Origin of the sequence: Vibrio tapetis subsp. quintayensis (assembly GCF_030409945.1) — a bacterium.
GTDB classification, from domain to species: domain Bacteria; phylum Pseudomonadota; class Gammaproteobacteria; order Enterobacterales; family Vibrionaceae; genus Vibrio; species Vibrio quintayensis.
On the sequence record NZ_JAUFQV010000006.1, the window covers coordinates 121,812 to 141,009 of the forward strand.

The 19,198-nt window shown below is 45.5% G+C and carries 34 protein-coding genes; 31 read left to right on the forward strand and 3 right to left on the reverse strand.

The features are described from left to right. Positions 1 to 18 precede the first annotated feature (18 nt). The 31 genes from hflK (at position 19) to rplQ (ending at position 16,438) form a co-directional block, all read left to right on the forward strand. On the forward strand, positions 19 to 1,209 hold the full coding sequence (hflK, locus tag QWZ04_RS01545; RefSeq protein WP_290324343.1) for an FtsH protease activity modulator HflK: 1,191 nt from the start codon (positions 19 to 21) through the stop codon (positions 1,207 to 1,209). A gap of 2 nt (positions 1,210 to 1,211) precedes the next feature. Beyond that, complete coding sequence (gene hflC, locus QWZ04_RS01550; protein ID WP_290324345.1) at positions 1,212 to 2,192, forward strand: protease modulator HflC; 981 nt, start codon at positions 1,212 to 1,214, stop codon at positions 2,190 to 2,192. A gap of 63 nt (positions 2,193 to 2,255) precedes the next feature. Next, the gene (locus QWZ04_RS01555; protein WP_290324346.1) at positions 2,256 to 2,441 is read left to right on the forward strand and encodes a DUF2065 domain-containing protein; all 186 of its coding nucleotides are present in this window, start codon (positions 2,256 to 2,258) and stop codon (positions 2,439 to 2,441) included. 350 nt (positions 2,442 to 2,791) lie between these two features. After that, the gene (gene rpsJ / locus QWZ04_RS01560; RefSeq protein WP_004736761.1) at positions 2,792 to 3,103 is read left to right on the forward strand and encodes a 30S ribosomal protein S10; all 312 of its coding nucleotides are present in this window, start codon (positions 2,792 to 2,794) and stop codon (positions 3,101 to 3,103) included. 14 nt (positions 3,104 to 3,117) lie between these two features. Further along, entirely contained in the window at positions 3,118 to 3,747 is a 630-nt protein-coding gene (gene rplC, locus QWZ04_RS01565; RefSeq protein WP_290324349.1) for a 50S ribosomal protein L3, read from the forward strand. Between the two features lie 16 nt (positions 3,748 to 3,763). Continuing rightward, positions 3,764 to 4,366, forward strand: coding sequence for a 50S ribosomal protein L4 (rplD, locus tag QWZ04_RS01570; protein ID WP_102523204.1), 603 nt, complete (start codon positions 3,764 to 3,766; stop codon positions 4,364 to 4,366). Next, complete coding sequence (gene rplW, locus QWZ04_RS01575) at positions 4,363 to 4,665, forward strand: 50S ribosomal protein L23 (RefSeq protein ID WP_102523203.1); 303 nt, start codon at positions 4,363 to 4,365, stop codon at positions 4,663 to 4,665. The genes rplD and rplW overlap by 4 nt, the downstream gene beginning before the upstream one ends. A 15-nt stretch (positions 4,666 to 4,680) precedes the next feature. Next, positions 4,681 to 5,505 (forward strand): 50S ribosomal protein L2, encoded by an 825-nt coding sequence (gene rplB, locus QWZ04_RS01580; RefSeq protein ID WP_102523202.1) that lies wholly within the window; start codon positions 4,681 to 4,683, stop codon positions 5,503 to 5,505. Between the two features lie 19 nt (positions 5,506 to 5,524). Next, positions 5,525 to 5,803: a 30S ribosomal protein S19 gene (gene rpsS / locus QWZ04_RS01585; protein WP_005435078.1), complete on the forward strand. Its 279-nt coding sequence runs from the start codon at positions 5,525 to 5,527 to the stop codon at positions 5,801 to 5,803. Between the two features lie 10 nt (positions 5,804 to 5,813). After that, the gene (gene rplV, locus QWZ04_RS01590) at positions 5,814 to 6,146 is read left to right on the forward strand and encodes a 50S ribosomal protein L22 (RefSeq protein ID WP_290324412.1); all 333 of its coding nucleotides are present in this window, start codon (positions 5,814 to 5,816) and stop codon (positions 6,144 to 6,146) included. A gap of 19 nt (positions 6,147 to 6,165) precedes the next feature. Next, positions 6,166 to 6,864 (forward strand): 30S ribosomal protein S3, encoded by a 699-nt coding sequence (gene rpsC, locus QWZ04_RS01595; RefSeq protein WP_102523201.1) that lies wholly within the window; start codon positions 6,166 to 6,168, stop codon positions 6,862 to 6,864. A gap of 11 nt (positions 6,865 to 6,875) precedes the next feature. Then, entirely contained in the window at positions 6,876 to 7,286 is a 411-nt protein-coding gene (gene rplP, locus QWZ04_RS01600) for a 50S ribosomal protein L16 (RefSeq protein WP_290324354.1), read from the forward strand. Then, positions 7,286 to 7,477, forward strand: coding sequence for a 50S ribosomal protein L29 (rpmC, locus tag QWZ04_RS01605; RefSeq protein WP_102523200.1), 192 nt, complete (start codon positions 7,286 to 7,288; stop codon positions 7,475 to 7,477). The genes rplP and rpmC overlap by 1 nt, the downstream gene beginning before the upstream one ends. Further along, on the forward strand, positions 7,477 to 7,731 hold the full coding sequence (gene rpsQ / locus QWZ04_RS01610) for a 30S ribosomal protein S17 (RefSeq protein WP_290324355.1): 255 nt from the start codon (positions 7,477 to 7,479) through the stop codon (positions 7,729 to 7,731). The genes rpmC and rpsQ overlap by 1 nt, the downstream gene beginning before the upstream one ends. Positions 7,732 to 7,891: 160 nt before the next feature. Beyond that, on the forward strand, positions 7,892 to 8,263 hold the full coding sequence (gene rplN, locus QWZ04_RS01615; RefSeq protein WP_017036074.1) for a 50S ribosomal protein L14: 372 nt from the start codon (positions 7,892 to 7,894) through the stop codon (positions 8,261 to 8,263). A 14-nt stretch (positions 8,264 to 8,277) separates the two neighbouring features. Next, entirely contained in the window at positions 8,278 to 8,595 is a 318-nt protein-coding gene (rplX, locus tag QWZ04_RS01620; protein ID WP_290324356.1) for a 50S ribosomal protein L24, read from the forward strand. Between the two features lie 23 nt (positions 8,596 to 8,618). Beyond that, positions 8,619 to 9,158: a 50S ribosomal protein L5 gene (gene rplE / locus QWZ04_RS01625; protein ID WP_102523197.1), complete on the forward strand. Its 540-nt coding sequence runs from the start codon at positions 8,619 to 8,621 to the stop codon at positions 9,156 to 9,158. Between the two features lie 17 nt (positions 9,159 to 9,175). Beyond that, entirely contained in the window at positions 9,176 to 9,481 is a 306-nt protein-coding gene (rpsN, locus tag QWZ04_RS01630) for a 30S ribosomal protein S14 (RefSeq protein WP_102523196.1), read from the forward strand. A 29-nt stretch (positions 9,482 to 9,510) separates the two neighbouring features. After that, positions 9,511 to 9,903 carry a 30S ribosomal protein S8 gene (gene rpsH / locus QWZ04_RS01635; protein WP_102523195.1) on the forward strand — a complete coding sequence of 131 codons (393 nt, stop codon included), beginning with the start codon at positions 9,511 to 9,513 and terminating at the stop codon, positions 9,901 to 9,903. Between the two features lie 12 nt (positions 9,904 to 9,915). Continuing rightward, positions 9,916 to 10,449, forward strand: a complete 534-nt coding sequence (gene rplF / locus QWZ04_RS01640) for a 50S ribosomal protein L6 (protein WP_102523194.1) — start codon at positions 9,916 to 9,918, stop codon at positions 10,447 to 10,449. Positions 10,450 to 10,458: 9 nt separating this feature from the next. Then, positions 10,459 to 10,812, forward strand: coding sequence for a 50S ribosomal protein L18 (gene rplR, locus QWZ04_RS01645; RefSeq protein WP_102523193.1), 354 nt, complete (start codon positions 10,459 to 10,461; stop codon positions 10,810 to 10,812). Positions 10,813 to 10,826: 14 nt separating this feature from the next. Then, a complete protein-coding gene (gene rpsE / locus QWZ04_RS01650; protein WP_102523192.1) occupies positions 10,827 to 11,327 on the forward strand; it encodes a 30S ribosomal protein S5 in 501 nt (166 codons plus the stop codon). Between the two features lie 5 nt (positions 11,328 to 11,332). Then, positions 11,333 to 11,509 (forward strand): 50S ribosomal protein L30, encoded by a 177-nt coding sequence (gene rpmD / locus QWZ04_RS01655; RefSeq protein ID WP_290324357.1) that lies wholly within the window; start codon positions 11,333 to 11,335, stop codon positions 11,507 to 11,509. A 5-nt stretch (positions 11,510 to 11,514) separates the two neighbouring features. Further along, the gene (rplO, locus tag QWZ04_RS01660) at positions 11,515 to 11,949 is read left to right on the forward strand and encodes a 50S ribosomal protein L15 (RefSeq protein ID WP_290324358.1); all 435 of its coding nucleotides are present in this window, start codon (positions 11,515 to 11,517) and stop codon (positions 11,947 to 11,949) included. Positions 11,950 to 11,970: 21 nt separating this feature from the next. After that, the gene (gene secY / locus QWZ04_RS01665) at positions 11,971 to 13,308 is read left to right on the forward strand and encodes a preprotein translocase subunit SecY (RefSeq protein WP_102523189.1); all 1,338 of its coding nucleotides are present in this window, start codon (positions 11,971 to 11,973) and stop codon (positions 13,306 to 13,308) included. Between the two features lie 27 nt (positions 13,309 to 13,335). Then, complete coding sequence (rpmJ, locus tag QWZ04_RS01670; RefSeq protein WP_000868186.1) at positions 13,336 to 13,449, forward strand: 50S ribosomal protein L36; 114 nt, start codon at positions 13,336 to 13,338, stop codon at positions 13,447 to 13,449. Between the two features lie 147 nt (positions 13,450 to 13,596). After that, entirely contained in the window at positions 13,597 to 13,953 is a 357-nt protein-coding gene (gene rpsM, locus QWZ04_RS01675; protein WP_102523188.1) for a 30S ribosomal protein S13, read from the forward strand. A gap of 19 nt (positions 13,954 to 13,972) precedes the next feature. Next, positions 13,973 to 14,362: a 30S ribosomal protein S11 gene (gene rpsK, locus QWZ04_RS01680; RefSeq protein ID WP_102523187.1), complete on the forward strand. Its 390-nt coding sequence runs from the start codon at positions 13,973 to 13,975 to the stop codon at positions 14,360 to 14,362. A gap of 31 nt (positions 14,363 to 14,393) precedes the next feature. Further along, complete coding sequence (gene rpsD, locus QWZ04_RS01685; protein ID WP_290324359.1) at positions 14,394 to 15,014, forward strand: 30S ribosomal protein S4; 621 nt, start codon at positions 14,394 to 14,396, stop codon at positions 15,012 to 15,014. 24 nt (positions 15,015 to 15,038) lie between these two features. Then, entirely contained in the window at positions 15,039 to 16,031 is a 993-nt protein-coding gene (locus QWZ04_RS01690) for a DNA-directed RNA polymerase subunit alpha (protein WP_102523185.1), read from the forward strand. Positions 16,032 to 16,057: 26 nt separating this feature from the next. Beyond that, a complete protein-coding gene (rplQ, locus tag QWZ04_RS01695) occupies positions 16,058 to 16,438 on the forward strand; it encodes a 50S ribosomal protein L17 (RefSeq protein WP_102523184.1) in 381 nt (126 codons plus the stop codon). Between the two features lie 148 nt (positions 16,439 to 16,586). Here the strand turns inward: rplQ and QWZ04_RS01700 are convergent, their stop codons facing one another. The 3 genes from QWZ04_RS01700 to bamJ all read right to left on the reverse strand — a co-directional run bounded on the left by QWZ04_RS01700 (position 16,587) and on the right by bamJ (position 19,133). Then, positions 16,587 to 17,855 (reverse strand): O-acetylhomoserine aminocarboxypropyltransferase/cysteine synthase family protein, encoded by a 1,269-nt coding sequence (locus QWZ04_RS01700; RefSeq protein ID WP_290324360.1) that lies wholly within the window; start codon positions 17,853 to 17,855, stop codon positions 16,587 to 16,589. Positions 17,856 to 17,900: 45 nt separating this feature from the next. Beyond that, the gene (locus QWZ04_RS01705) at positions 17,901 to 18,401 is read right to left on the reverse strand and encodes a DUF2780 domain-containing protein (protein ID WP_290324361.1); all 501 of its coding nucleotides are present in this window, start codon (positions 18,399 to 18,401) and stop codon (positions 17,901 to 17,903) included. 111 nt (positions 18,402 to 18,512) lie between these two features. Next, on the reverse strand, positions 18,513 to 19,133 hold the full coding sequence (gene bamJ / locus QWZ04_RS01710) for a BamJ family beta-barrel-assembly machinery protein (protein WP_102523181.1): 621 nt from the start codon (positions 19,131 to 19,133) through the stop codon (positions 18,513 to 18,515). Positions 19,134 to 19,198: the final 65 nt, after the last annotated feature.

The following is a 19,198-nucleotide window of genomic DNA, read 5'->3' on the forward strand; positions in this document are numbered from 1 at the left end:
AAATGATGGAGCTTTCTAATGGCGTGGAATGAGCCTGGAAATAACAACGGCAACGATGGCCGCGATAAAGACCCTTGGGGTAATAAGAACAATCGTGGTGGTCGAGATCAAGGTCCGCCAGATTTGGACGAAGTATTTAGTAAATTGAGCCAAAAGCTGGGCGGAAAGTTTGGTAAGCGCGGTGGCAGTGGCAATGGCCCGTCTATCGGCGGCGGTGGCGCTGTTGGTGTAGGTCTTATTGCAGTAGTTGCGATCGTGGTTTGGGTTTTCGCTGGTTTCTATACCGTTGGCGAAGCTGAACGAGGTGTTGTACTGCGTTTAGGTAAATTCGATCGTATCGAGTCACCGGGCCTTAACTGGCACCCATACTTCATCGATGACTACAAAACAGTCAACGTTCAAGCGATTCGTTCATTACGTGCATCAGGTACAATGCTGACCAAAGATGAAAACGTAGTGACCGTTGAAATGGGCGTTCAATACCGTGTGTCTGACCCATACAAATATCTGTATCGTGTGACTAATGCCGATGACAGTTTGCGCCAAGCAACAGATTCAGCACTTAGAGCGGTAATCGGTGATTCTTTGATGGATAGCATCTTGACCAGTGGTCGTCAGCAAATTCGTCAAAGCACACAAGAAACATTGAACCGAATCATCGATAACTACGACATGGGCATCATGATTGTAGACGTCAACTTCCAGTCGGCTCGTCCGCCTGAGCAAGTAAAAGATGCATTTGATGATGCGATTGCGGCACGAGAAGATGAAGAGCGTTTTGAGCGTGAAGCAGAAGCTTACCGTAACGACATCTTGCCAAAAGCAACCGGTCGTGCAGAACGTCTGAAGAAAGAAGCTTTAGGTTACTCTGAGCGTACAGTTAATGGTGCATTAGGTGAAGTGGCTCAATTTGAGAAACTACTACCTGAATACCAAGCTGCACCTGAAGTAACGCGTAATCGTCTATACATCGATACGATGCAAGAAGTTTACTCGAATACTTCGAAAGTACTGATTGACTCTGAATCTAGCGGTAACTTGCTATACCTACCAATTGATAAAATTGCAGGGCAAGCGACGAACTCAACATCAACCAATCGTAAAGCAACCTCTGCTTACGACCAAATTGAACTAGAATCGAGCGCAGATACTAACTCGTCGTCAAACTCTGACTCACGTTCTTCTACCTCACGTCAAGGGAGATACTAATCATGCGTAAGTTAATGATCCCTGTATTGGTGGTTGCGTTAGCTCTAATGCTGATGTCATTGTTCGTTATACCTGAAGGTGAGCGCGGCATCGTAATTCGTTTTGGCCGAGTGCTTAAAGATAGCAACGAAATCGCACGTATACACGAACCAGGTGTGCACTTTAAACTGCCAATGTTTGATCGCGTTCATCGCCTAGATGCTCGTATTCAAACGATGGACGGACGTTCAGACCGCTTCGTAACTTCTGAGAAAAAAGACGTTATTATCGATACCTACGTGAAATGGCGTATTGAAGATTTCGGTCAGTTCTACTTGGCAACTGGTGGCGGTGACATACTGACTGCTGAAGCCTTGTTGGAGCGTAAAGTAACAGATGTATTGCGTGCTGAAATCGGTTCGCGTGAAATTAAGCAGATTGTTTCTGGACCTAGAAACAAAGATGTATTGCCGACTTCACCTGACGATGCAGAAGTAACAACTGAAGCTGCGAAAGAAGCGTTAGAGATCGATGGCGAACGCGACATCATTATGTCAAACGTACTGAGTGATACTCAAACGAGTGCGATGGGCGATTTGGGTGTTCGAGTGGTTGACTTCAGAATGAAGAAAATCAACCTGCCGGACAACATCAGTGATTCAATCTACAAGCGTATGCGTGCGGAGCGTGAATCAGTGGCTCGTAAGCACCGTTCTCAAGGTCGTGAAAAAGCCGAAGTCATTCGAGCTCAAGCGGAACTTGAAGTTGCTACAGTGATTGCAGAAGCGGATAAAACAGCACGTGTTACGCGTGGTGATGCAGATGCAAAAGCGGCAGCTATTTACGCTGAATCATTCAGTAAAGACCCAGAGTTCTTTGGTTTCATGCGTTCGTTAAACGCGTATGAGAAATCATTCAGCAGCAAGAATGATATGCTCGTTCTTGATCCTAAGAGTGACTTCTTTAAGTACATGAATAGCGTTAATGGCGTTGCTGAAAAGTAATCGTAATTAATTGAATGAAAGGCTCCTATAAATGGAGCCTTTTTTTTACCTGAAGGAAACGACATGTCTCAATCGATTTGGCTAGCCATAGGGATCGTACTCATTGTGGAAGGATTAGGGCCATTAGTTGCGCCAAATGGCTGGCGACAAATGGTCGCTCAATTAAGCCAGCAACCGGATAACCAACTTAGAAGAGCCGGGGGCAGCCTAGTTGTCACTGGCGTTGTGATAGCGTTTATGGTTTCTTGATGCCTCAAAGTAATTGATTTGTTTTGAGTTGTGTTTTTTTTCGTTTAATTTTTACTCGCCACTTGCATCAAAAACTGTGATCTGTATAATGCACCGCACTGGCTTAAGTCGGTTGTGAACCAATGAGCACTGAGGAGTAGGTGAAAACCTAGTAATGTATACTCAGCTTATGTTCGCGGTTAATATTTATGAGTTATCTCTTTCACAAGAGTGGCGAATACAAGTTAACTGACAATGCATCCTGATTTTGGATGCTACGGTTTCACATAAATCAATCGGCATTCTCTCGTTTTTACGAGCTAGAGTGGCGATATTGTTTGTGTATTTATTTATTATTGGAGCTCTGTCTCATGCAGAACCAACGTATTCGTATCCGCCTAAAAGCTTTTGATTACAAGTTAATCGATGCTTCTACTGCGGAAATCGTTGAAACAGCTAAACGTACCGGCGCACAGGTTCGTGGTCCTATTCCACTTCCTACTCGTAAAGAGCGTTTCACTGTTCTTACTTCTCCACACGTTAACAAAGATGCACGTGACCAGTACGAAATCCGTACTCACAAGCGCCTAATCGACATCGTTGAGCCTACAGATAAAACTGTTGATGCTCTGATGCGTTTAGACCTTGCAGCGGGCGTTGACGTACAAATTAGCCTAGGTTAAGGGAGATTAGAATAATGATTGGTCTAGTCGGACGTAAAGTGGGTATGACCCGCGTATTTACCGAAGAAGGCGTTTCTATCCCAGTAACTGTTGTTGAGGTTGAAGCGAACCGTATTTCTCAAGTGAAAACTCTTGAGACTGATGGCTACGCAGCAATCCAGGTAACTACTGGTACTAAGAAAGCTAACCGTGTAACTAAACCAGAAGCTGGTCACTTTGCGAAAGCAGGTGTAGAAGCTGGTCGCGGTCTTTGGGAATTCCGTTTGGAAAACGGTGAAGAGTTTGAAATTGGCGCTGAGCTAAATGTAGAACTTTTCAACGAAATTAAAAAAGTAGACGTTACTGGTACATCTAAAGGTAAAGGCTTCCAAGGCGCTATCAAGCGTTGGAACTTCTCTACTCAAGATATGACTCACGGTAACTCATTGTCTCACCGTGCACCGGGTTCAATTGGCCAATGTCAAACTCCAGGTCGCGTGTTTAAAGGCAAGAAAATGGCAGGTCACATGGGTGCTGAGCGTGTAACGACTCAAAACCTAGAGATCGTACGTGTTGACGCTGAGCGCAATCTGCTTCTTATTAAAGGTGCAGTACCAGGCTCAACAGGCGGCAACGTGATCGTAAAACCTGCTGTTAAAGCATAACGTCTAGGAGTAAGTAATGGAATTGATGGTTAAAGGTGCTGATGCACTAACTGTTTCCGAGACTACTTTCGGACGTGACTTTAACGAAGCTCTTGTACACCAAGTAGTTGTTGCATATGCAGCAGGTGCTCGTCAAGGTACTCGTGCTCAAAAGACTCGTTCTGAAGTATCTGGCGGTGGCGCTAAGCCATGGCGTCAAAAAGGTACTGGCCGTGCACGTGCTGGTACAATCCGTAGCCCAATCTGGCGTACAGGTGGTGTTACTTTTGCTGCGAAACCTCAGGATCACAGCCAAAAAGTAAACAAAAAAATGTACCGCGGTGCTATGAAAAGCATTCTTTCTGAGCTTGTTCGTCAAGAGCGTTTAATCGTTGTTGATAACTTCTCAGTTGAAGCGCCTAAAACGAAAGAACTTGCAGCTAAGCTTAAAGAGCTTGAGCTAAGCGATGTTCTTATCGTAACTGGCGAAGTTGATGAGAATCTATTCTTAGCTGCTCGTAACCTTTATAAAGTTGACGCACGTGACGTTGCTGGTATTGACCCAGTAAGTCTGATTGCATTCGACAAGGTTCTAATGACTGCTGAAGCAGTTAAGCAAGTTGAGGAGATGTTTGCATGATCACTGAAGAGCGTATTTTAAAAGTTCTACGTGCTCCACACATCTCTGAAAAAGCAACTATGGCAGCTGAAAAAGCGAACACTATCGTTTTTAAAGTAGCTAAAGATGCAACTAAGAAAGAGATCAAAGCAGCTGTAGAAAAGCTATTTGAAGTTGAAGTTAAGTCTGTAAATACTCTTGTACAAAAGGGTAAGACCAAACGTCAAGGTCTACGCGAAGGTCGCCGCAGCGACGTTAAGAAAGCGTACGTTACCTTGAAAGAAGGTCAAGATCTTGACTTTGTTGGCGGCGCGGAATAACAGGAGTAGTTAAAGATGGCTATTGTTAAATGTAAGCCGACTTCCCCTGGTCGTCGTCACGTTGTTAAAGTTGTTAACGCTGACCTACACAAGGGTAAGCCATACGCACCTCTTTTAGAGAAAAACTCTAAAAATGGTGGTCGTAACAACAACGGTCGTATCACAGTACGTCACATCGGTGGTGGTCATAAACACCATTACCGTTTGATTGATTTCAAACGTACTAAAGATGGCATCCCAGCGAAAGTTGAGCGCCTAGAATACGATCCAAACCGTAGCGCTAACATCGCTCTAGTTCTGTACGCAGACGGTGAGCGTCGTTACATTATTGCACCAAAAGGTGTTAACGCAGGTGACCAGATTCAATCTGGTGTTGATGCGCCAATCAAAGCAGGTAACACTCTGCCGATGCGCAACATTCCAGTAGGTTCTACTGTACACTGTGTTGAACTTAAGCCTGGTAAAGGTGCACAGCTAGCTCGTTCGGCTGGTGCTTATGCTCAAATCGTCGCTCGCGACGGTGCATACGTAACTATCCGTCTACGTTCTGGCGAAATGCGCAAAGTACTTTCTGAAGGTCGTGCAACGATCGGTGAAGTTGGTAACTCTGAGCATATGCTACGTGAACTTGGTAAAGCTGGTGCTTCACGCTGGCGCGGCGTACGTCCAACCGTACGTGGTGTAGTAATGAACCCAGTAGATCACCCACATGGTGGTGGTGAAGGTCGCACATCTGGCGGTCGTCACCCAGTATCACCTTGGGGTCAGCCTACTAAAGGCTTCAAGACTCGTACTAATAAACGCACTGACAAGTACATTGTACGTCGTCGTAATAAATAATCTATAAAGAGGAATCGCCATGCCACGTTCTCTCAAGAAAGGTCCTTTTATTGACCTACACTTGCTGAAGAAGGTAGAGAAAGCGGTGGAAAGCGGAGACAAAAAGCCTATTAAGACTTGGTCCCGTCGCTCAATGATCATACCTACTATGATCGGTTTGACCATCGCTGTCCATAATGGTCGTCAGCACGTACCAGTTTTCGTTACCGAAGAAATGATCGGTCACAAACTAGGTGAATTTGCACCAACTCGTACTTATCGCGGCCATGCTGCAGATAAGAAAGCTAAGAAGCGTTAAGGAGTAGATGATGGAAGCACTAGCTAAACATAACTTTGCTCGCATTTCGCCTCAGAAAGCTCGCTTAGTTGCAGACCAAATCCGCGGCAAATCTGTGGATCAAGCACTTGAAATTTTAACTTTCAGCAACAAAAAAGCTGCTGAGTTAATTAAGAAAGTTCTTGAGTCTGCTATCGCTAACGCGGAACACAACGAAGGTGCAGATATTGACGATCTTAATGTCGCTAAAATCTTCGTAGATGAAGGCCCTATCATGAAGCGTATTATGCCTCGTGCTAAAGGTCGTGCGGATCGTATCTTGAAGCGTTCAAGCCACATCAGCATTGTTGTAGCTGATCGCTAGAGACTAGGAGAGTAAGCAAATGGGTCAGAAAGTACATCCAAATGGTATTCGTCTTGGCATCGTTAAGCCTTGGAATGCTACATGGTTTGCTAATACCAAAGAGTTCGCTGACAACCTAGACGGCGACTTCAAGGTACGTCAGTTCCTAACTAAAGAACTGAAAAAAGCATCTCTATCACGCATCGTTATCGAGCGTCCTGCTAAGAGCATCCGTGTGACTATTCACACTGCTCGTCCAGGCGTTGTAATCGGTAAGAAAGGTGAAGACGTAGAGAAACTACGCGCAGCTGTAGCAAAAATCGCAGGTGTACCAGCGCAAATTAACATCGCTGAAGTACGTAAGCCTGAGTTAGACGCTCAACTTGTGGGTGACAGCATCGCATCTCAACTAGAACGTCGTGTTATGTTCCGTCGCGCTATGAAGCGTGCAGTTCAGAATGCAATGCGTCTAGGAGCGAAGGGTATTAAAGTAGAAGTAAGCGGCCGTCTTGGCGGTGCTGAAATCGCGCGTACTGAATGGTACCGTGAAGGCCGTGTGCCACTTCATACCCTACGTGCTGACATTGATTACGCAACTTCTTCGGCTCACACCCAATACGGTGTAATCGGCATTAAAACTTGGATCTTCAAAGGTGAGATTCTAGGTGGTATGCCAGCTGCTAACGCAGTAGAGCCAAAGGCTGATAAGCCTAAGAAGCAGCGTAAAAGCCGTAAGTAAGGAGTCGACTGATGCTACAACCTAAACGTACTAAGTTCCGTAAGGTTCAGACTGGTCGCAACCGTGGTCTGGCTAAAGGCACTGAAGTAAGCTTCGGCGAATTCGGCCTTAAAGCTGTTGGCCGTGGTCGAATCACTGCTCGTCAGATCGAAGCGGCTCGTCGTGCTATGACACGTCATGTTAAACGTCAAGGCCAAATCTGGATTCGTATTTTTCCAGACAAACCTATCACAGAAAAACCGCTAGAAGTTCGTCAGGGTAAGGGTAAAGGTAACGTTGAGTACTGGGTAGCCCAAATCCAACCTGGAAAGGTTATGTACGAAATGAACGGCGTACCTGAAGAGTTGGCACGTGAAGCGTTCCGCCTAGCGGCACGTAAACTGCCTATCAAAACTACTTTTGTATCTAAGCAGGTGATGTGATGAACGCACATGAACTACGTGAGAAAAGCGTTGAAGAGCTTAACTCTGAGTTGTTGAATTTGCTACGTGAACAGTTCAACTTGCGCATGCAAGCTGCTACTGGTCAACTACAGCAGACTCACACTCTAAAAACTGTACGCCGTGATATCGCGCGCGTTAAAACTGTTTTGACTGAGAAGGCAGGCGCATAATGAGCGAATCAATTCGTACAATGCAAGGTCGTGTAGTTAGCGACAAGATGGACAAGTCTATCGTTGTTGCTATCGAACGCATGGTGAAACACCCAATTTACGGCAAGTTCGTAAAGCGTACGACTAAAGTACACGCACATGACGAAAACAACGAGTGTGGCCTAGGCGATACAGTTGAAATTTCTGAGTGTCGTCCGCTGTCTAAGACTAAGTCTTGGACATTGGTTAAAATTGTTGATAAATCGAAATTCTAATTTCTTTTTGATACGATGATTAGACGGTTCCAAAGGTTTTTTTGGAGCCGTTTATTTTTTGTCTACCCATTTGAAAAAAAGGGTGGTACAATTCGCAGCCCTTATAAAGAGGCAGCCCGACCCGTGAAGGGTCTAGTTTAATATTTAGCGGAGCACTAAAATGATCCAAATGCAAAGTACACTCGACGCTGCGGATAACTCCGGCGCTCGTAGAGTAATGTGTATTAAGGTTCTGGGTGGCTCTCACCGCCGTTATGCACATATCGGAGACGTCATCAAAGTTACTGTTAAGGAAGCAATTCCTCGCGGTAAAGTAAAAAAAGGTGATGTTCTGAAGGCGGTGGTAGTGCGCACTCGTAAAGGCGTACGTCGCCCAGACGGTTCTGTCATTCGCTTCGACCGTAATGCTTGTGTATTGTTGAATGACACTACTGAGCAACCAGTCGGCACACGTATCTTTGGTCCTGTGACTCGTGAACTTCGTAATGCGAAATTCATGAAAATTGTGTCACTTGCACCTGAAGTTCTGTAAGGAGCGGCAATAAAATGGCAGCTAAAATCCGTCGTAATGACGAAGTAATCGTACTAACTGGTAAAGATACTGGTAAGCGCGGTAAAGTAACTAAGGTTCTCGAGACTGGTAAAGTTCTCGTTGAAGGTATTAACCTTGTTAAAAAACACCAAAAGCCTGTACCGGCTCTAGGTCAACAAGGTGGCATCGTTGAACAAGAAGCAGCTATTGATGCTTCTAACGTTGCAGTCTTTAACGCGGCAACTGGTAAAGCGGACCGTATCGGTTTCCGTTTCGAAGATGGTAAGAAAGTTCGTTTCTTTAAGTCTAACGGCGAAACCGTTTCTAACTAATAGAAGTAATTTGGAGTTCTACTATGGCGAAACTGCATGATTACTACAAGTCGTCTGTAGTCGCTGAGCTTACCAAAGAGTTCGGCTACACAAGCGTCATGCAAGTCCCTAGGATTGAGAAAATCACCCTAAACATGGGCGTTGGTGAAGCAATCAACGATAAGAAACTGCTAGAAAACGCAGCATCTGATATGGCAACGATCTCTGGTCAAAAGCCGCTTATCACAAAAGCTCGTAAATCTGTTGCAGGTTTCAAAATTCGTGAAGGCTACCCAATTGGTTGTAAAGTAACCTTACGTGGCGAACGTATGTGGGATTTCTTCGAGCGTGTTATCTCGATTGCACTTCCACGTGTACGTGATTTCCGTGGCGTTAGCGCTAAGTCTTTTGACGGACGCGGTAACTACAGCATGGGCGTTCGCGAGCAAATCATCTTCCCGGAAATCGACTACGATAAAGTCGATCGTGTACGCGGTCTTGATATTACTATCACGACGTCTGCGAGTTCCGATGAGGAAGGCCGCGCTCTGCTGGCTGCCTTTAACTTCCCATTCCGTAAGTAAGGTGAAGGGTTACTGTTATGGCTAAACAATCAATGAAAGCGCGCGAAACAAAACGCGCGAAGCTAGTAGCAAAGTACGCTGAAAAGCGTTCTGCGTTAAAAGCAATCATTAGCGATTTAAACGCTTCTGAAGAAGATCGTTGGAATGCGGTTCTTAAACTGCAATCTCTTCCACGTGATTCAAGTGCATCACGTCAGCGCAACCGTTGCAACCAAACTGGTCGTCCACACGGTTTCCTACGTAAGTTCGGTCTAAGCCGTATTAAGGTTCGTGAAGCTTGCATGAAAGGCGAGATTCCGGGTCTTCGTAAGGCTAGCTGGTAATTGCCACTTAATCATTTGGAGTAAATCTTATGAGCATGCAAGATCCGATTTCGGATATGCTGACCCGCGTTCGTAACGGTCAGTCAGCAAATAAAATTGCTGTAGAAATGCCTTCTTCAAAGCTTAAAGTTGCAATTGCTGCATTACTTAAAGCCGAAGGTTATATCGTTGACTTCGCTGTTTCAGGCGAAGCAAAACCAGTGCTAGAAGTTACTCTTAAGTACTTCCAAGCAAAACCTGTAATAGAGCAAATTCAACGTGTTTCACGTCCAGGTCTGCGCGTCTATAAAAATAAAGACTCGCTTCCTACTGTGATGGGCGGTTTGGGTATTGCTGTAGTGTCCACTTCCAAGGGTCTGATGTCTGACCGTGCTGCTCGCAAAGCAGGTCTTGGTGGTGAAATCATCTGCTACGTAGCTTAATAGGAGTAGGATATGTCTCGTGTTGCTAAAGCACCCGTTGTCATCCCTACTGGCGTAGAGGTGAAACTAAACGGCCAAGAAGTTACTGTAAAAGGTAGCAAAGGCGAACTAACTCGCGTTTTCAACAACGCTGTAGTTATCGCCCAGGAAGATAACACTATTGTTTTCGCTCCTCGTGAAGGTATCGCTAAAGCTAACGCTCAAGCTGGTACTGCACGTGCGCTAGTGAACAACATGGTTGTTGGTGTTACCACTGGCTTTACTAAGAAGTTGACACTTAAAGGTGTTGGTTACCGTGCTGCTATCAAAGGCAACGCAGTGAGCCTAACTTTAGGTTTCTCTCACCCAGTTGAGCACGAAGTGCCAGCGGGTATTAAAGCAGAATGTCCAAGCCAAACTGAAATTGTACTAACAGGTGCTGATAAGCAGCTAGTTGGTCAAGTTGCGGCTGATATTCGTTCTTACCGTGAGCCTGAACCTTATAAAGGTAAAGGTGTTCGTTACGCAGATGAAAATGTGCGTACTAAAGAAGCTAAGAAGAAGTAAGGTAACACTATGGATAAGAAAGCATCTCGCATCCGTCGTGCTACACGTGCACGTCGTAAGATTGCTGAACTTCGTGTGAACCGCCTAGTTGTACATCGTACTCCACGTCACGTGTATGCACAGGTAATCGCACCGAATGGCTCTGAGGTTATCGCTGCAGCTTCTACCGTTGAGAAGGCGATCCGTGAGCAAGTTAAGAACACTGGTAACGTTGACGCTGCTAAAGTAATAGGTCAAATTATTGCTGAGCGCGCTATCGAAAAAGGCATTTTAAATGTTGCTTTCGATCGTTCTGGTTTCCAATACCACGGTCGAGTAGCGGCACTAGCAGATTCTGCTCGTGAAGCTGGTCTGAAATTCTAAGGTAGGGTTGATCGATGGCTAAAGAACAACAACAAGCTACAGATTTAAGCGAAAAGCTAATCGCTGTTAACCGTGTTTCAAAAACGGTTAAAGGCGGTCGAATCTTTAGCTTTACTGCACTAACAGTAGTTGGTGACGGTAATGGTCGCGTTGGTTTCGGTTACGGCAAAGCTCGTGAAGTACCAGCTGCGATTCAAAAAGCAATGGAAAAAGCGCGCCGTAACATGGTTACTATCGCGCTAAACGAGGGTACTCTTCACCACGCGGTGAAAGGTCGTCACACTGGTTCAAAAGTATACATGCAGCCAGCTGCTGAAGGTACTGGTATCATCGCCGGCGGTGCGATGCGTGCAGTACTTGAAGTTGTAGGTGTTCATAACGTACTTGCGAAAGCGTATGGCTCAACGAACCCTATTAACGTAGTTCGTGCGACTATTGATGGTTTAAGCGGTATGAAGTCTCCAGAGATGGTTGCTGCTAAACGTGGTCTAACTGTTGAATCTATTTCGGAGTAAGCACCATGGCGACTATTAAAGTAACTCAAACTAAAAGCTCAATTGGCCGTCTACCAAAGCACAAAGCTACTTTGCGTGGTCTAGGCCTTCGTCGTATCAACCATACAGTAGAACTTGAAGATACTCCGTGTACTCGCGGAATGATCAACAAGGTTTACTACATGGTTAAAGTTGAGGAGTAATCAGAATGCGTTTGAATACTCTATCACCGGCTGCGGGTTCTAAGCCTTCTAAGAAGCGCGTAGGTCGCGGTATCGGTTCAGGCCTTGGTAAAACAGGTGGCCGTGGTCATAAAGGTCAAAAATCACGTTCTGGCGGCAGTGTTCGTCCAGGTTTCGAAGGCGGTCAAATGCCTCTGAAACAACGTCTACCAAAATTCGGTTTCACTTCTCGTAAGAGCCTAGTGTCTGCTGAAGTTCGTCTAGCTGAGCTAGCGAAGGTAGAAGGCGACGTGGTTGATCTTAACAGCCTAAAAGCTGCTAACGTTATCACTAAGAACATCGAATTTGTAAAAGTTGTTCTTTCTGGTGACCTTGGCAAGGCTGTGACTGTTAAAGGTCTACGCGTAACCAAAGGCGCAAAAGCTGCAATCGAAGCTGCAGGCGGTAAAATCGAGGAATAATACTCGAGGGACGAGGTACAGATGGCAAACAAACCAGGACAAGATTTTCGTAGTGCTCAGAGCGGCTTAGCTGAATTAAAGTCGCGCTTATTATTCGTAATTGGTGCACTTTTAGTATTCCGAGCCGGCTCCTTTGTGCCGATTCCTGGTATTGACGCAGCTGTACTTGCCGATTTGTTCGATCAGCAAAAGGGTACCATCATTGAGATGTTTAACATGTTCTCTGGTGGTGCACTTTCGCGTGCATCTATATTAGCGTTGGGCATCATGCCGTATATTTCGGCATCTATTGTTGTCCAACTGCTAACTGTAGTTCATCCAGCGTTAGCGGAGCTCAAAAAAGAGGGCGAAGCAGGCAGACGAAAAATCAGCCAATATACGCGTTATGGCACGCTTGTACTAGCTACATTCCAAGCGATTGGTATTGCAACAGGCTTACCAAACATGGTCGACAATCTGGTTGTTATCAACCAAACCATGTTTACCCTAATTGCTACCATTAGTTTAGTAACCGGTACCATGTTTTTGATGTGGTTAGGTGAACAAATTACTGAGCGCGGAATTGGCAACGGTATTTCCTTGATTATTTTCTCGGGTATCGTAGCTGGATTGCCTTCGGCAGTCGGACAAACTATCGAGCAAGCGCGTCAAGGTGAATTGCACGTACTTCTATTGTTGCTAATCGGTGTGTTAGCTTTAGCTGTGATTTACTTCGTAGTTTTCATGGAGCGTGGTCAACGTCGTATCGTCGTTAACTATGCGAAGCGTCAACAAGGTCGTAAAGTTTTTGCAGCGCAAAGCACTCACTTGCCTCTTAAAATTAACATGGCAGGTGTTATACCAGCGATTTTCGCATCGAGCATTATTTTGTTCCCAGGAACATTAGCTCAATGGTTTGGCAATACAGGTGGTGAGGACAGCGCGTTCAGTTGGTTAACTGACGTGTCTATGGCCCTTAGCCCTGGTCAACCGTTGTATGTAGTGCTTTATGCAGCAGCAATCATTTTCTTCTGCTTCTTCTACACGGCGTTGGTATTCAACCCGCGTGAAACAGCAGATAATTTGAAGAAGTCTGGTGCATTCGTACCCGGTATCCGCCCAGGTGAGCAGACAGCAAAATATATTGATAAAGTGATGACGAGACTAACCCTTGCGGGCGCGTTGTACATTACCTTTATTTGTCTGATCCCAGAGTTCATGATGGTCGCGTGGAACGTTCGTTTCTACTTCGGCGGCACATCACTACTAATCGTAGTGGTAGTTATCATGGATTTCATGGCACAGGTACAGACTCATCTGATGTCACAACAGTATGATTCTGTGTTGAAAAAAGCAAATCTGAAAGGCTACGGCCGTTAATTTCAGATTTCATTACGGAGTTTAGCAATGAAAGTTCGTGCTTCCGTTAAAAAAATCTGCCGTAACTGTAAAGTTATCAAGCGTAACGGTGTCGTTCGCGTGATTTGCAGTGAGCCAAAGCATAAGCAACGCCAAGGCTAAAAAGCAGAAATTTTTACTTGAAATATAAGGTAGTGTCGAGTATATTCCTCGGCCTACCTTTTGCGTGCAAGAGAAGTAGTATGCCGCAGCGTATCCTGTACGGGCTTTGCTGCGGATAATTTCTTATTTAAGTACTAGGAGTGAATAGTGGCCCGTATAGCTGGCATTAACATTCCTGATCAAAAACATGCTGTGATTGCTTTAACTGCAATCTACGGTATCGGTAAGACTCGTTCTGAAGCTATTTTAGCTGAAGTGGGTATTGCTGAAGATGTTAAGATCAGTGAACTAACTGAAGAGCAGATCGATCAACTGCGTGATGGTGTAGCTAAGTACACTGTAGAAGGTGATCTACGTCGTGAAGTTTCCATGAACATCAAGCGTCTTATGGACCTTGGTTGTTACCGTGGTCTTCGTCATCGTCGCAGTCTACCACTACGTGGACAGCGTACTAAAACCAACGCTCGTACCCGTAAGGGTCCGCGCAAGCCGATCAAAAAATAATCGGATAAGGTAGAGTACAATGGCAAAACAACCAACTCGCGCTCGTAAGCGCGTACGCAAGCAAGTAGCTGATGGCGTAGCGCACATCCATGCTTCTTTTAACAACACAATCGTAACCATCACTGACCGTCAAGGTAATGCACTAGCTTGGGCTACTGCAGGTGGTTCTGGTTTCCGTGGTTCTCGTAAATCTACTCCGTTCGCAGCACAAGTTGCAGCAGAGCGTTGTGGTGAGATGGCTAAAGAATATGGCCTTAAGAACTTGGAAGTTATGGTTAAGGGCCCTGGTCCTGGTCGTGAGTCAACTATCCGTGCGCTAAACGCAGCAGGATACCGCATCACCAACATCGTTGATGCAACTCCGATCCCTCATAACGGTTGTCGTCCACCTAAGAAACGTCGCGTTTAAGTTTCGTTTCTAGGATTATTGGAGAAAGATCATGGCAAGATATTTGGGTCCTAAGCTGAAGCTTAGCCGTCGCGAAGGTACTGACTTATTCCTTAAGTCTGGTGTCCGTGCGATCGATACCAAGTGTAAAATTGATAACGCACCAGGTGTACACGGCGCTCGTCGCGGTCGTCTATCTGAATATGGCGTTCAGCTTCGTGAGAAGCAAAAAGTTCGTCGTATGTATGGCGTTCTAGAAAAACAATTCCGTAACTACTACAAAGAAGCTGCACGCCTTAAAGGCAACACAGGTGAAAACCTGCTTCAGCTTCTTGAAGGTCGTCTAGACAACGTAGTTTACCGTATGGGCTTTGGCGCTACTCGTGCTGAATCTCGTCAACTAGTTAGCCACAAAGCTATCCTAGTAAACGGTAAAGTTGTAAACGTTCCTTCATTCAAAGTTGCGGCTAACGACGTTGTTACTATTCGTGAGAAAGCTAAACAGCAATCTCGCATTAAAGCGGCTCTAGAAGTTGCTGAACAACGCGAAAAACCAACTTGGATTGAAGTCGATGGCGGCAAGATGGAAGGTACATTCAAGCGTATGCCTGAGCGTTCTGATCTATCAGCTGACATCAACGAACACCTGATCGTCGAGCTTTACTCTAAGTAAGGTTTAAACTAAAGAGAGGACACAATGCAGGGTTCTGTAACAGAATTTCTTAAGCCACGTCTAGTTGACATCGAACAAGTCAGCGCGACACACGCAAAAGTAACTCTTGAGCCATTAGAGCGTGGCTTTGGTCATACTCTAGGTAATGCGCTTCGTCGCATCCTTCTATCTTCTATGCCTGGTTGCGCAGTAACCGAAGTAGAGATTGAAGGCGTTCTTCACGAGTACAGCACCAAAGAGGGTGTACAAGAAGATATCCTAGAGATCCTTCTTAACCTGAAAGGTCTTGCTGTTAAAGTGGCAGAAGGCAAAGATGAAGTATTCATTACGCTGAATAAGTCAGGCTCGGGCCCTGTTGTTGCAGGTGACATCACCCATGATGGTGATGTAGAGATCGCTAACCCTGAGCACGTTATTTGTCACCTAACGGATGACAACGCTGAAATCGCTATGCGTATTAAAGTGGAACGTGGTCGTGGTTATGTACCAGCATCATCTCGTATTCATACTGAAGAAGATGAGCGTCCAATCGGTCGTTTGCTTGTAGATGCAACTTACAGCCCAGTAGACAAAATTGCCTACGCCGTTGAAGCTGCACGTGTCGAGCAACGTACTGACTTAGACAAGCTTGTTATCGATATGGAAACGAATGGTACTCTTGACCCTGAGGAAGCTATCCGTCGTTCAGCAACTATTCTTGCTGAGCAACTAGATGCCTTCGTCGATCTTCGTGACATCCGTGTCCCTGAAGAGAAGGAAGAGAAGCCGGAATTCGATCCGATCCTACTGCGTCCTGTAGACGATCTTGAACTAACAGTTCGCTCTGCTAACTGTTTGAAAGCAGAAGCGATTCACTACATCGGTGATCTTGTACAGCGCACTGAGGTTGAGCTTCTTAAAACGCCAAACCTTGGTAAAAAATCTCTTACAGAGATTAAAGACGTACTTGCTTCACGTGGTCTTTCTCTTGGCATGCGCCTTGAAAATTGGCCACCAGCGTCAATTGCTGAAGATTAATCGATACTAGTTAGAAGGATTAGGTCATGCGCCATCGTAAGAGTGGTCGTCAACTCAACCGCAACAGCAGTCATCGCAAAGCGATGTTCAGCAACATGGCTAGCTCTCTTGTTCGTCACGAAGTTATCAAAACTACCGTGCCTAAAGCAAAAGAACTACGTCGCGTAATTGAGCCTTTGATTACACTAGCTAAGACTGACAGTGTTGCTAACCGTCGTCTTGCATTTGCACGCACTCGTGATAACGAAGTTGTTGCAAAACTATTTAACGAACTAGGTCCACGTTTTGCTGCCCGTCAAGGCGGTTACACTCGTATCCTAAAAGCTGGTTTCCGTACCGGCGACAAAGCTCCAATGGCTTACATTGAGCTTGTAGATCGCCCAGCTGCTGAAGAAGCTGCTGAGTAATCTGTTCGATAAAGTAAAAAGCCGAGCGTAAGCTCGGCTTTTTTTATGTCTAGAGAAAACGGAAAGAGTGTTTGAATATAAAATACGCGATGAACACCTTGAGATTAAAAAAACGACAACCGGTATGTGGTGCCGCATTCTTCTTACGCTACGCCCTTAACGCCTGCTCTAAGTCCGCCAAAATATCATCGATGTGTTCGATACCTACAGATAAGCGAATCATCTCTGGAGTTACACCAGCTTGAGTTTGCTCTTGCTGATTCAACTGACGGTGAGTGGTCGAGGCCGGGTGACAGGCCAAAGACTTAGCATCGCCTATGTTGACCAAACGCTTAAATAGATTCAAGGCGTCATAGAATCCAACACCGGCATCGTATCCGTCTTTAAGGCCAAACGACAAAATAGCGGATGGCTTACCTTGCATGTATTTTTCTGCTAATTCGTAATAGGATGAATCTTCTAAGCCTGCGTAGCTAACCCAGCTGACTTTCTCATGGTCCTTTAAGAATTCAGCAACCTTGAGTGCGTTCTCACAATGGCGCTCCATACGTAAAGGCAGGGTTTCTAAACCTTGCAGCAGCATAAAGGCGTTCATTGGAGACAGTGTTGACCCTGTATTACGCATTGGTACGGTTCTAGCTCTACCAATAAAGGCCGCTTCACCAAATGCTTCGGTATAAACAACACCGTGATACGCCGCTTCTGGTTGATTAAACACAGGAAAGCGTTCTTTGTGTTCTGCCCATGGAAATTTTCCCGAATCGACGATGACACCACCAAGAGTCGTTCCGTGCCCACCGACATATTTAGTGAGCGAGTGAACGACTATATCGGCACCATACTGAATCGGCTTACATAGAGCAGGGGTTGCCACTGTGTTGTCGACAATCACGGGTACACCTTTAGCATGAGCAAGTGTCGCAATCGTTTCTAGATCAACAATATTACCAGCAGGGTTACCAATTGATTCGCAATAGACAGCCTTAGTTTTGTCGTCGATTAACTCAGCTAAGCTCTCGGGCTTATCATCTTTTGCGAATCGAACTTCAATTCCTTGTTGAGGCAGCATATGGGCGAACAAGGTATAAGTGCCACCGTATAACTGAGGTGTAGAGACAATGTTGTCGCCCATTTGTGCCAAAGTAAGGATGGCGTAGTTAATTGCGGCACTGCCTGAACTTACCACAAGGCCCGCAATACCACCTTCAAGTGCAGCCATTCGCTGTTCCAGTACATCATTTGTTGGGTTCATGATGCGAGTGTAGATGTTGCCTGGCACTTCTAAGTTAAAGAGATCTGCGCCGTGCTGGGCGTTATCAAACTCATAGGCAACTGTTTGATAGATTGGGGTTGCAACCGACTTTGTCGTTGGGTCGGTTTGATAGCCGTGATGGATCGAGAGTGTTTCGTCTTTCATGAGTGAATTCTTCCTTGATAGCATTGTACAACTGAACAGTAGTGGTTATTTCCAAATACTGCTTAGTGACCCCAGCAAGCCGCTTGATGCGCCTTGTCCGGTTAAGTATTCCATAATAATTGGCGCAAATTGCGCAACCATGCTTGGGTCTAGGCCTAGCTTGGCGAATACATCGTTTACTGCGCTCAAGTTATTAGCCATCCCCATAAGACCAGGAACAGATTCGGTTAAGCTACTCATTCCAGGAATGAGATTGGTTAGTTCACTAGATTGACTACCAGACAGAGAGTTTGATGCCAGAGCCAACAGAGCACCTGCGCCACCGCTCGCTTGAGTTGGGCTTACTCCCAAACTATCCGTGAGTTGCTTAACAATGGGTGAAGATTCGACACTTGCCGTTGAATCACTAAGTGCTGAAGTCGCCAGTGAAGTGAGTGCTGCTGTGTCAACAGATTGCTCTTTATCTGAACCGAGGCCAAATAGAGCGTAGGAAGGTGTGCTTACGAAAAGTGCTGAAATGAGAAAAGCAATGGTCTTTGTTTTCATGCTTACATCCTTGGTCATTGATAACAAGAATACTTAGTGTAAGCGAATTTGATAAAAGTGATACAAAAAAGCGGTGCAAAACACCGCTTTAGAATTGAGACTCTATGGCAATTAAAGGATAGCCAGTAGCTCAACTTCAAATACAAGAGCAGCATAAGGAGGGATTGCAGCGCCAGCGCCACGCTCACCGTATGCAAGGTCTTGAGGAATGTATAGTTTCCACTTAGAACCAACAGGCATTAGTTGAAGTGCTTCAACCCAACCTTTGATTACGCCAGTTACTGGGAACTCAGCAGGTTGACCGCGAGATACAGAGCTGTCGAAAACAGTTCCGTCAGTTAGCTCGCCGTGGTAGTGAACACGTACTTGCTTGTCAGAAGTTGGGATTTCACCCGTACCTTCAGTTAGTACTTCGTATTGAAGACCAGACTCAAGAACCGTTACTTCAGAACGCAGAGCGTTGTCTGTTAGGTAAGCTTCACCGTCAGCCGCTGCTACTTTAGCAAGTTCTGCACGTGCAGATTCAGCGCGAGTGTGAAGGTCTTGAAGCGCTTTGTTGATTTCATCAACTTCGATCTCTGGCATGTCGCCAGTTAGCGCTGTCGCGATGCCTTTTGCAATTGCGTCAACGTTTAGACCTTCAAGGCCGCTACCAGCTAGTTGTTGGCCCATTTGAAGACCAATGCCGTAGCTTGCTTTTTGTTCTACGGTCTCTAGTTTAATCTCAGACATCTTGTCTCTCTTTATAATGTGAGTTTATGCCGCAAAAGAATACCAGTTCTACTGGAATGAAGAAA

Coding starts and splice junctions, on each gene's coding strand:
- hflK (WP_290324343.1), top strand. CDS start 19: ATGGCGTGGAATGAGCCTGGAAATAACAACGGCAACGATGGCCGCGAT.
- hflC (WP_290324345.1), top strand. CDS start 1,212: ATGCGTAAGTTAATGATCCCTGTATTGGTGGTTGCGTTAGCTCTAATG.
- QWZ04_RS01555 (WP_290324346.1), top strand. CDS start 2,256: ATGTCTCAATCGATTTGGCTAGCCATAGGGATCGTACTCATTGTGGAA.
- rpsJ (WP_004736761.1), top strand. CDS start 2,792: ATGCAGAACCAACGTATTCGTATCCGCCTAAAAGCTTTTGATTACAAG.
- rplC (WP_290324349.1), top strand. CDS start 3,118: ATGATTGGTCTAGTCGGACGTAAAGTGGGTATGACCCGCGTATTTACC.
- rplD (WP_102523204.1), top strand. CDS start 3,764: ATGGAATTGATGGTTAAAGGTGCTGATGCACTAACTGTTTCCGAGACT.
- rplW (WP_102523203.1), top strand. CDS start 4,363: ATGATCACTGAAGAGCGTATTTTAAAAGTTCTACGTGCTCCACACATC.
- rplB (WP_102523202.1), top strand. CDS start 4,681: ATGGCTATTGTTAAATGTAAGCCGACTTCCCCTGGTCGTCGTCACGTT.
- rpsS (WP_005435078.1), top strand. CDS start 5,525: ATGCCACGTTCTCTCAAGAAAGGTCCTTTTATTGACCTACACTTGCTG.
- rplV (WP_290324412.1), top strand. CDS start 5,814: ATGGAAGCACTAGCTAAACATAACTTTGCTCGCATTTCGCCTCAGAAA.
- rpsC (WP_102523201.1), top strand. CDS start 6,166: ATGGGTCAGAAAGTACATCCAAATGGTATTCGTCTTGGCATCGTTAAG.
- rplP (WP_290324354.1), top strand. CDS start 6,876: ATGCTACAACCTAAACGTACTAAGTTCCGTAAGGTTCAGACTGGTCGC.
- rpmC (WP_102523200.1), top strand. CDS start 7,286: ATGAACGCACATGAACTACGTGAGAAAAGCGTTGAAGAGCTTAACTCT.
- rpsQ (WP_290324355.1), top strand. CDS start 7,477: ATGAGCGAATCAATTCGTACAATGCAAGGTCGTGTAGTTAGCGACAAG.
- rplN (WP_017036074.1), top strand. CDS start 7,892: ATGATCCAAATGCAAAGTACACTCGACGCTGCGGATAACTCCGGCGCT.
- rplX (WP_290324356.1), top strand. CDS start 8,278: ATGGCAGCTAAAATCCGTCGTAATGACGAAGTAATCGTACTAACTGGT.
- rplE (WP_102523197.1), top strand. CDS start 8,619: ATGGCGAAACTGCATGATTACTACAAGTCGTCTGTAGTCGCTGAGCTT.
- rpsN (WP_102523196.1), top strand. CDS start 9,176: ATGGCTAAACAATCAATGAAAGCGCGCGAAACAAAACGCGCGAAGCTA.
- rpsH (WP_102523195.1), top strand. CDS start 9,511: ATGAGCATGCAAGATCCGATTTCGGATATGCTGACCCGCGTTCGTAAC.
- rplF (WP_102523194.1), top strand. CDS start 9,916: ATGTCTCGTGTTGCTAAAGCACCCGTTGTCATCCCTACTGGCGTAGAG.
- rplR (WP_102523193.1), top strand. CDS start 10,459: ATGGATAAGAAAGCATCTCGCATCCGTCGTGCTACACGTGCACGTCGT.
- rpsE (WP_102523192.1), top strand. CDS start 10,827: ATGGCTAAAGAACAACAACAAGCTACAGATTTAAGCGAAAAGCTAATC.
- rpmD (WP_290324357.1), top strand. CDS start 11,333: ATGGCGACTATTAAAGTAACTCAAACTAAAAGCTCAATTGGCCGTCTA.
- rplO (WP_290324358.1), top strand. CDS start 11,515: ATGCGTTTGAATACTCTATCACCGGCTGCGGGTTCTAAGCCTTCTAAG.
- secY (WP_102523189.1), top strand. CDS start 11,971: ATGGCAAACAAACCAGGACAAGATTTTCGTAGTGCTCAGAGCGGCTTA.
- rpmJ (WP_000868186.1), top strand. CDS start 13,336: ATGAAAGTTCGTGCTTCCGTTAAAAAAATCTGCCGTAACTGTAAAGTT.
- rpsK (WP_102523187.1), top strand. CDS start 13,973: ATGGCAAAACAACCAACTCGCGCTCGTAAGCGCGTACGCAAGCAAGTA.
- rpsD (WP_290324359.1), top strand. CDS start 14,394: ATGGCAAGATATTTGGGTCCTAAGCTGAAGCTTAGCCGTCGCGAAGGT.
- QWZ04_RS01690 (WP_102523185.1), top strand. CDS start 15,039: ATGCAGGGTTCTGTAACAGAATTTCTTAAGCCACGTCTAGTTGACATC.
- rplQ (WP_102523184.1), top strand. CDS start 16,058: ATGCGCCATCGTAAGAGTGGTCGTCAACTCAACCGCAACAGCAGTCAT.
- QWZ04_RS01700 (WP_290324360.1), bottom strand. CDS start 17,855: ATGAAAGACGAAACACTCTCGATCCATCACGGCTATCAAACCGACCCA.
- QWZ04_RS01705 (WP_290324361.1), bottom strand. CDS start 18,401: ATGAAAACAAAGACCATTGCTTTTCTCATTTCAGCACTTTTCGTAAGC.
- bamJ (WP_102523181.1), bottom strand. CDS start 19,133: ATGTCTGAGATTAAACTAGAGACCGTAGAACAAAAAGCAAGCTACGGC.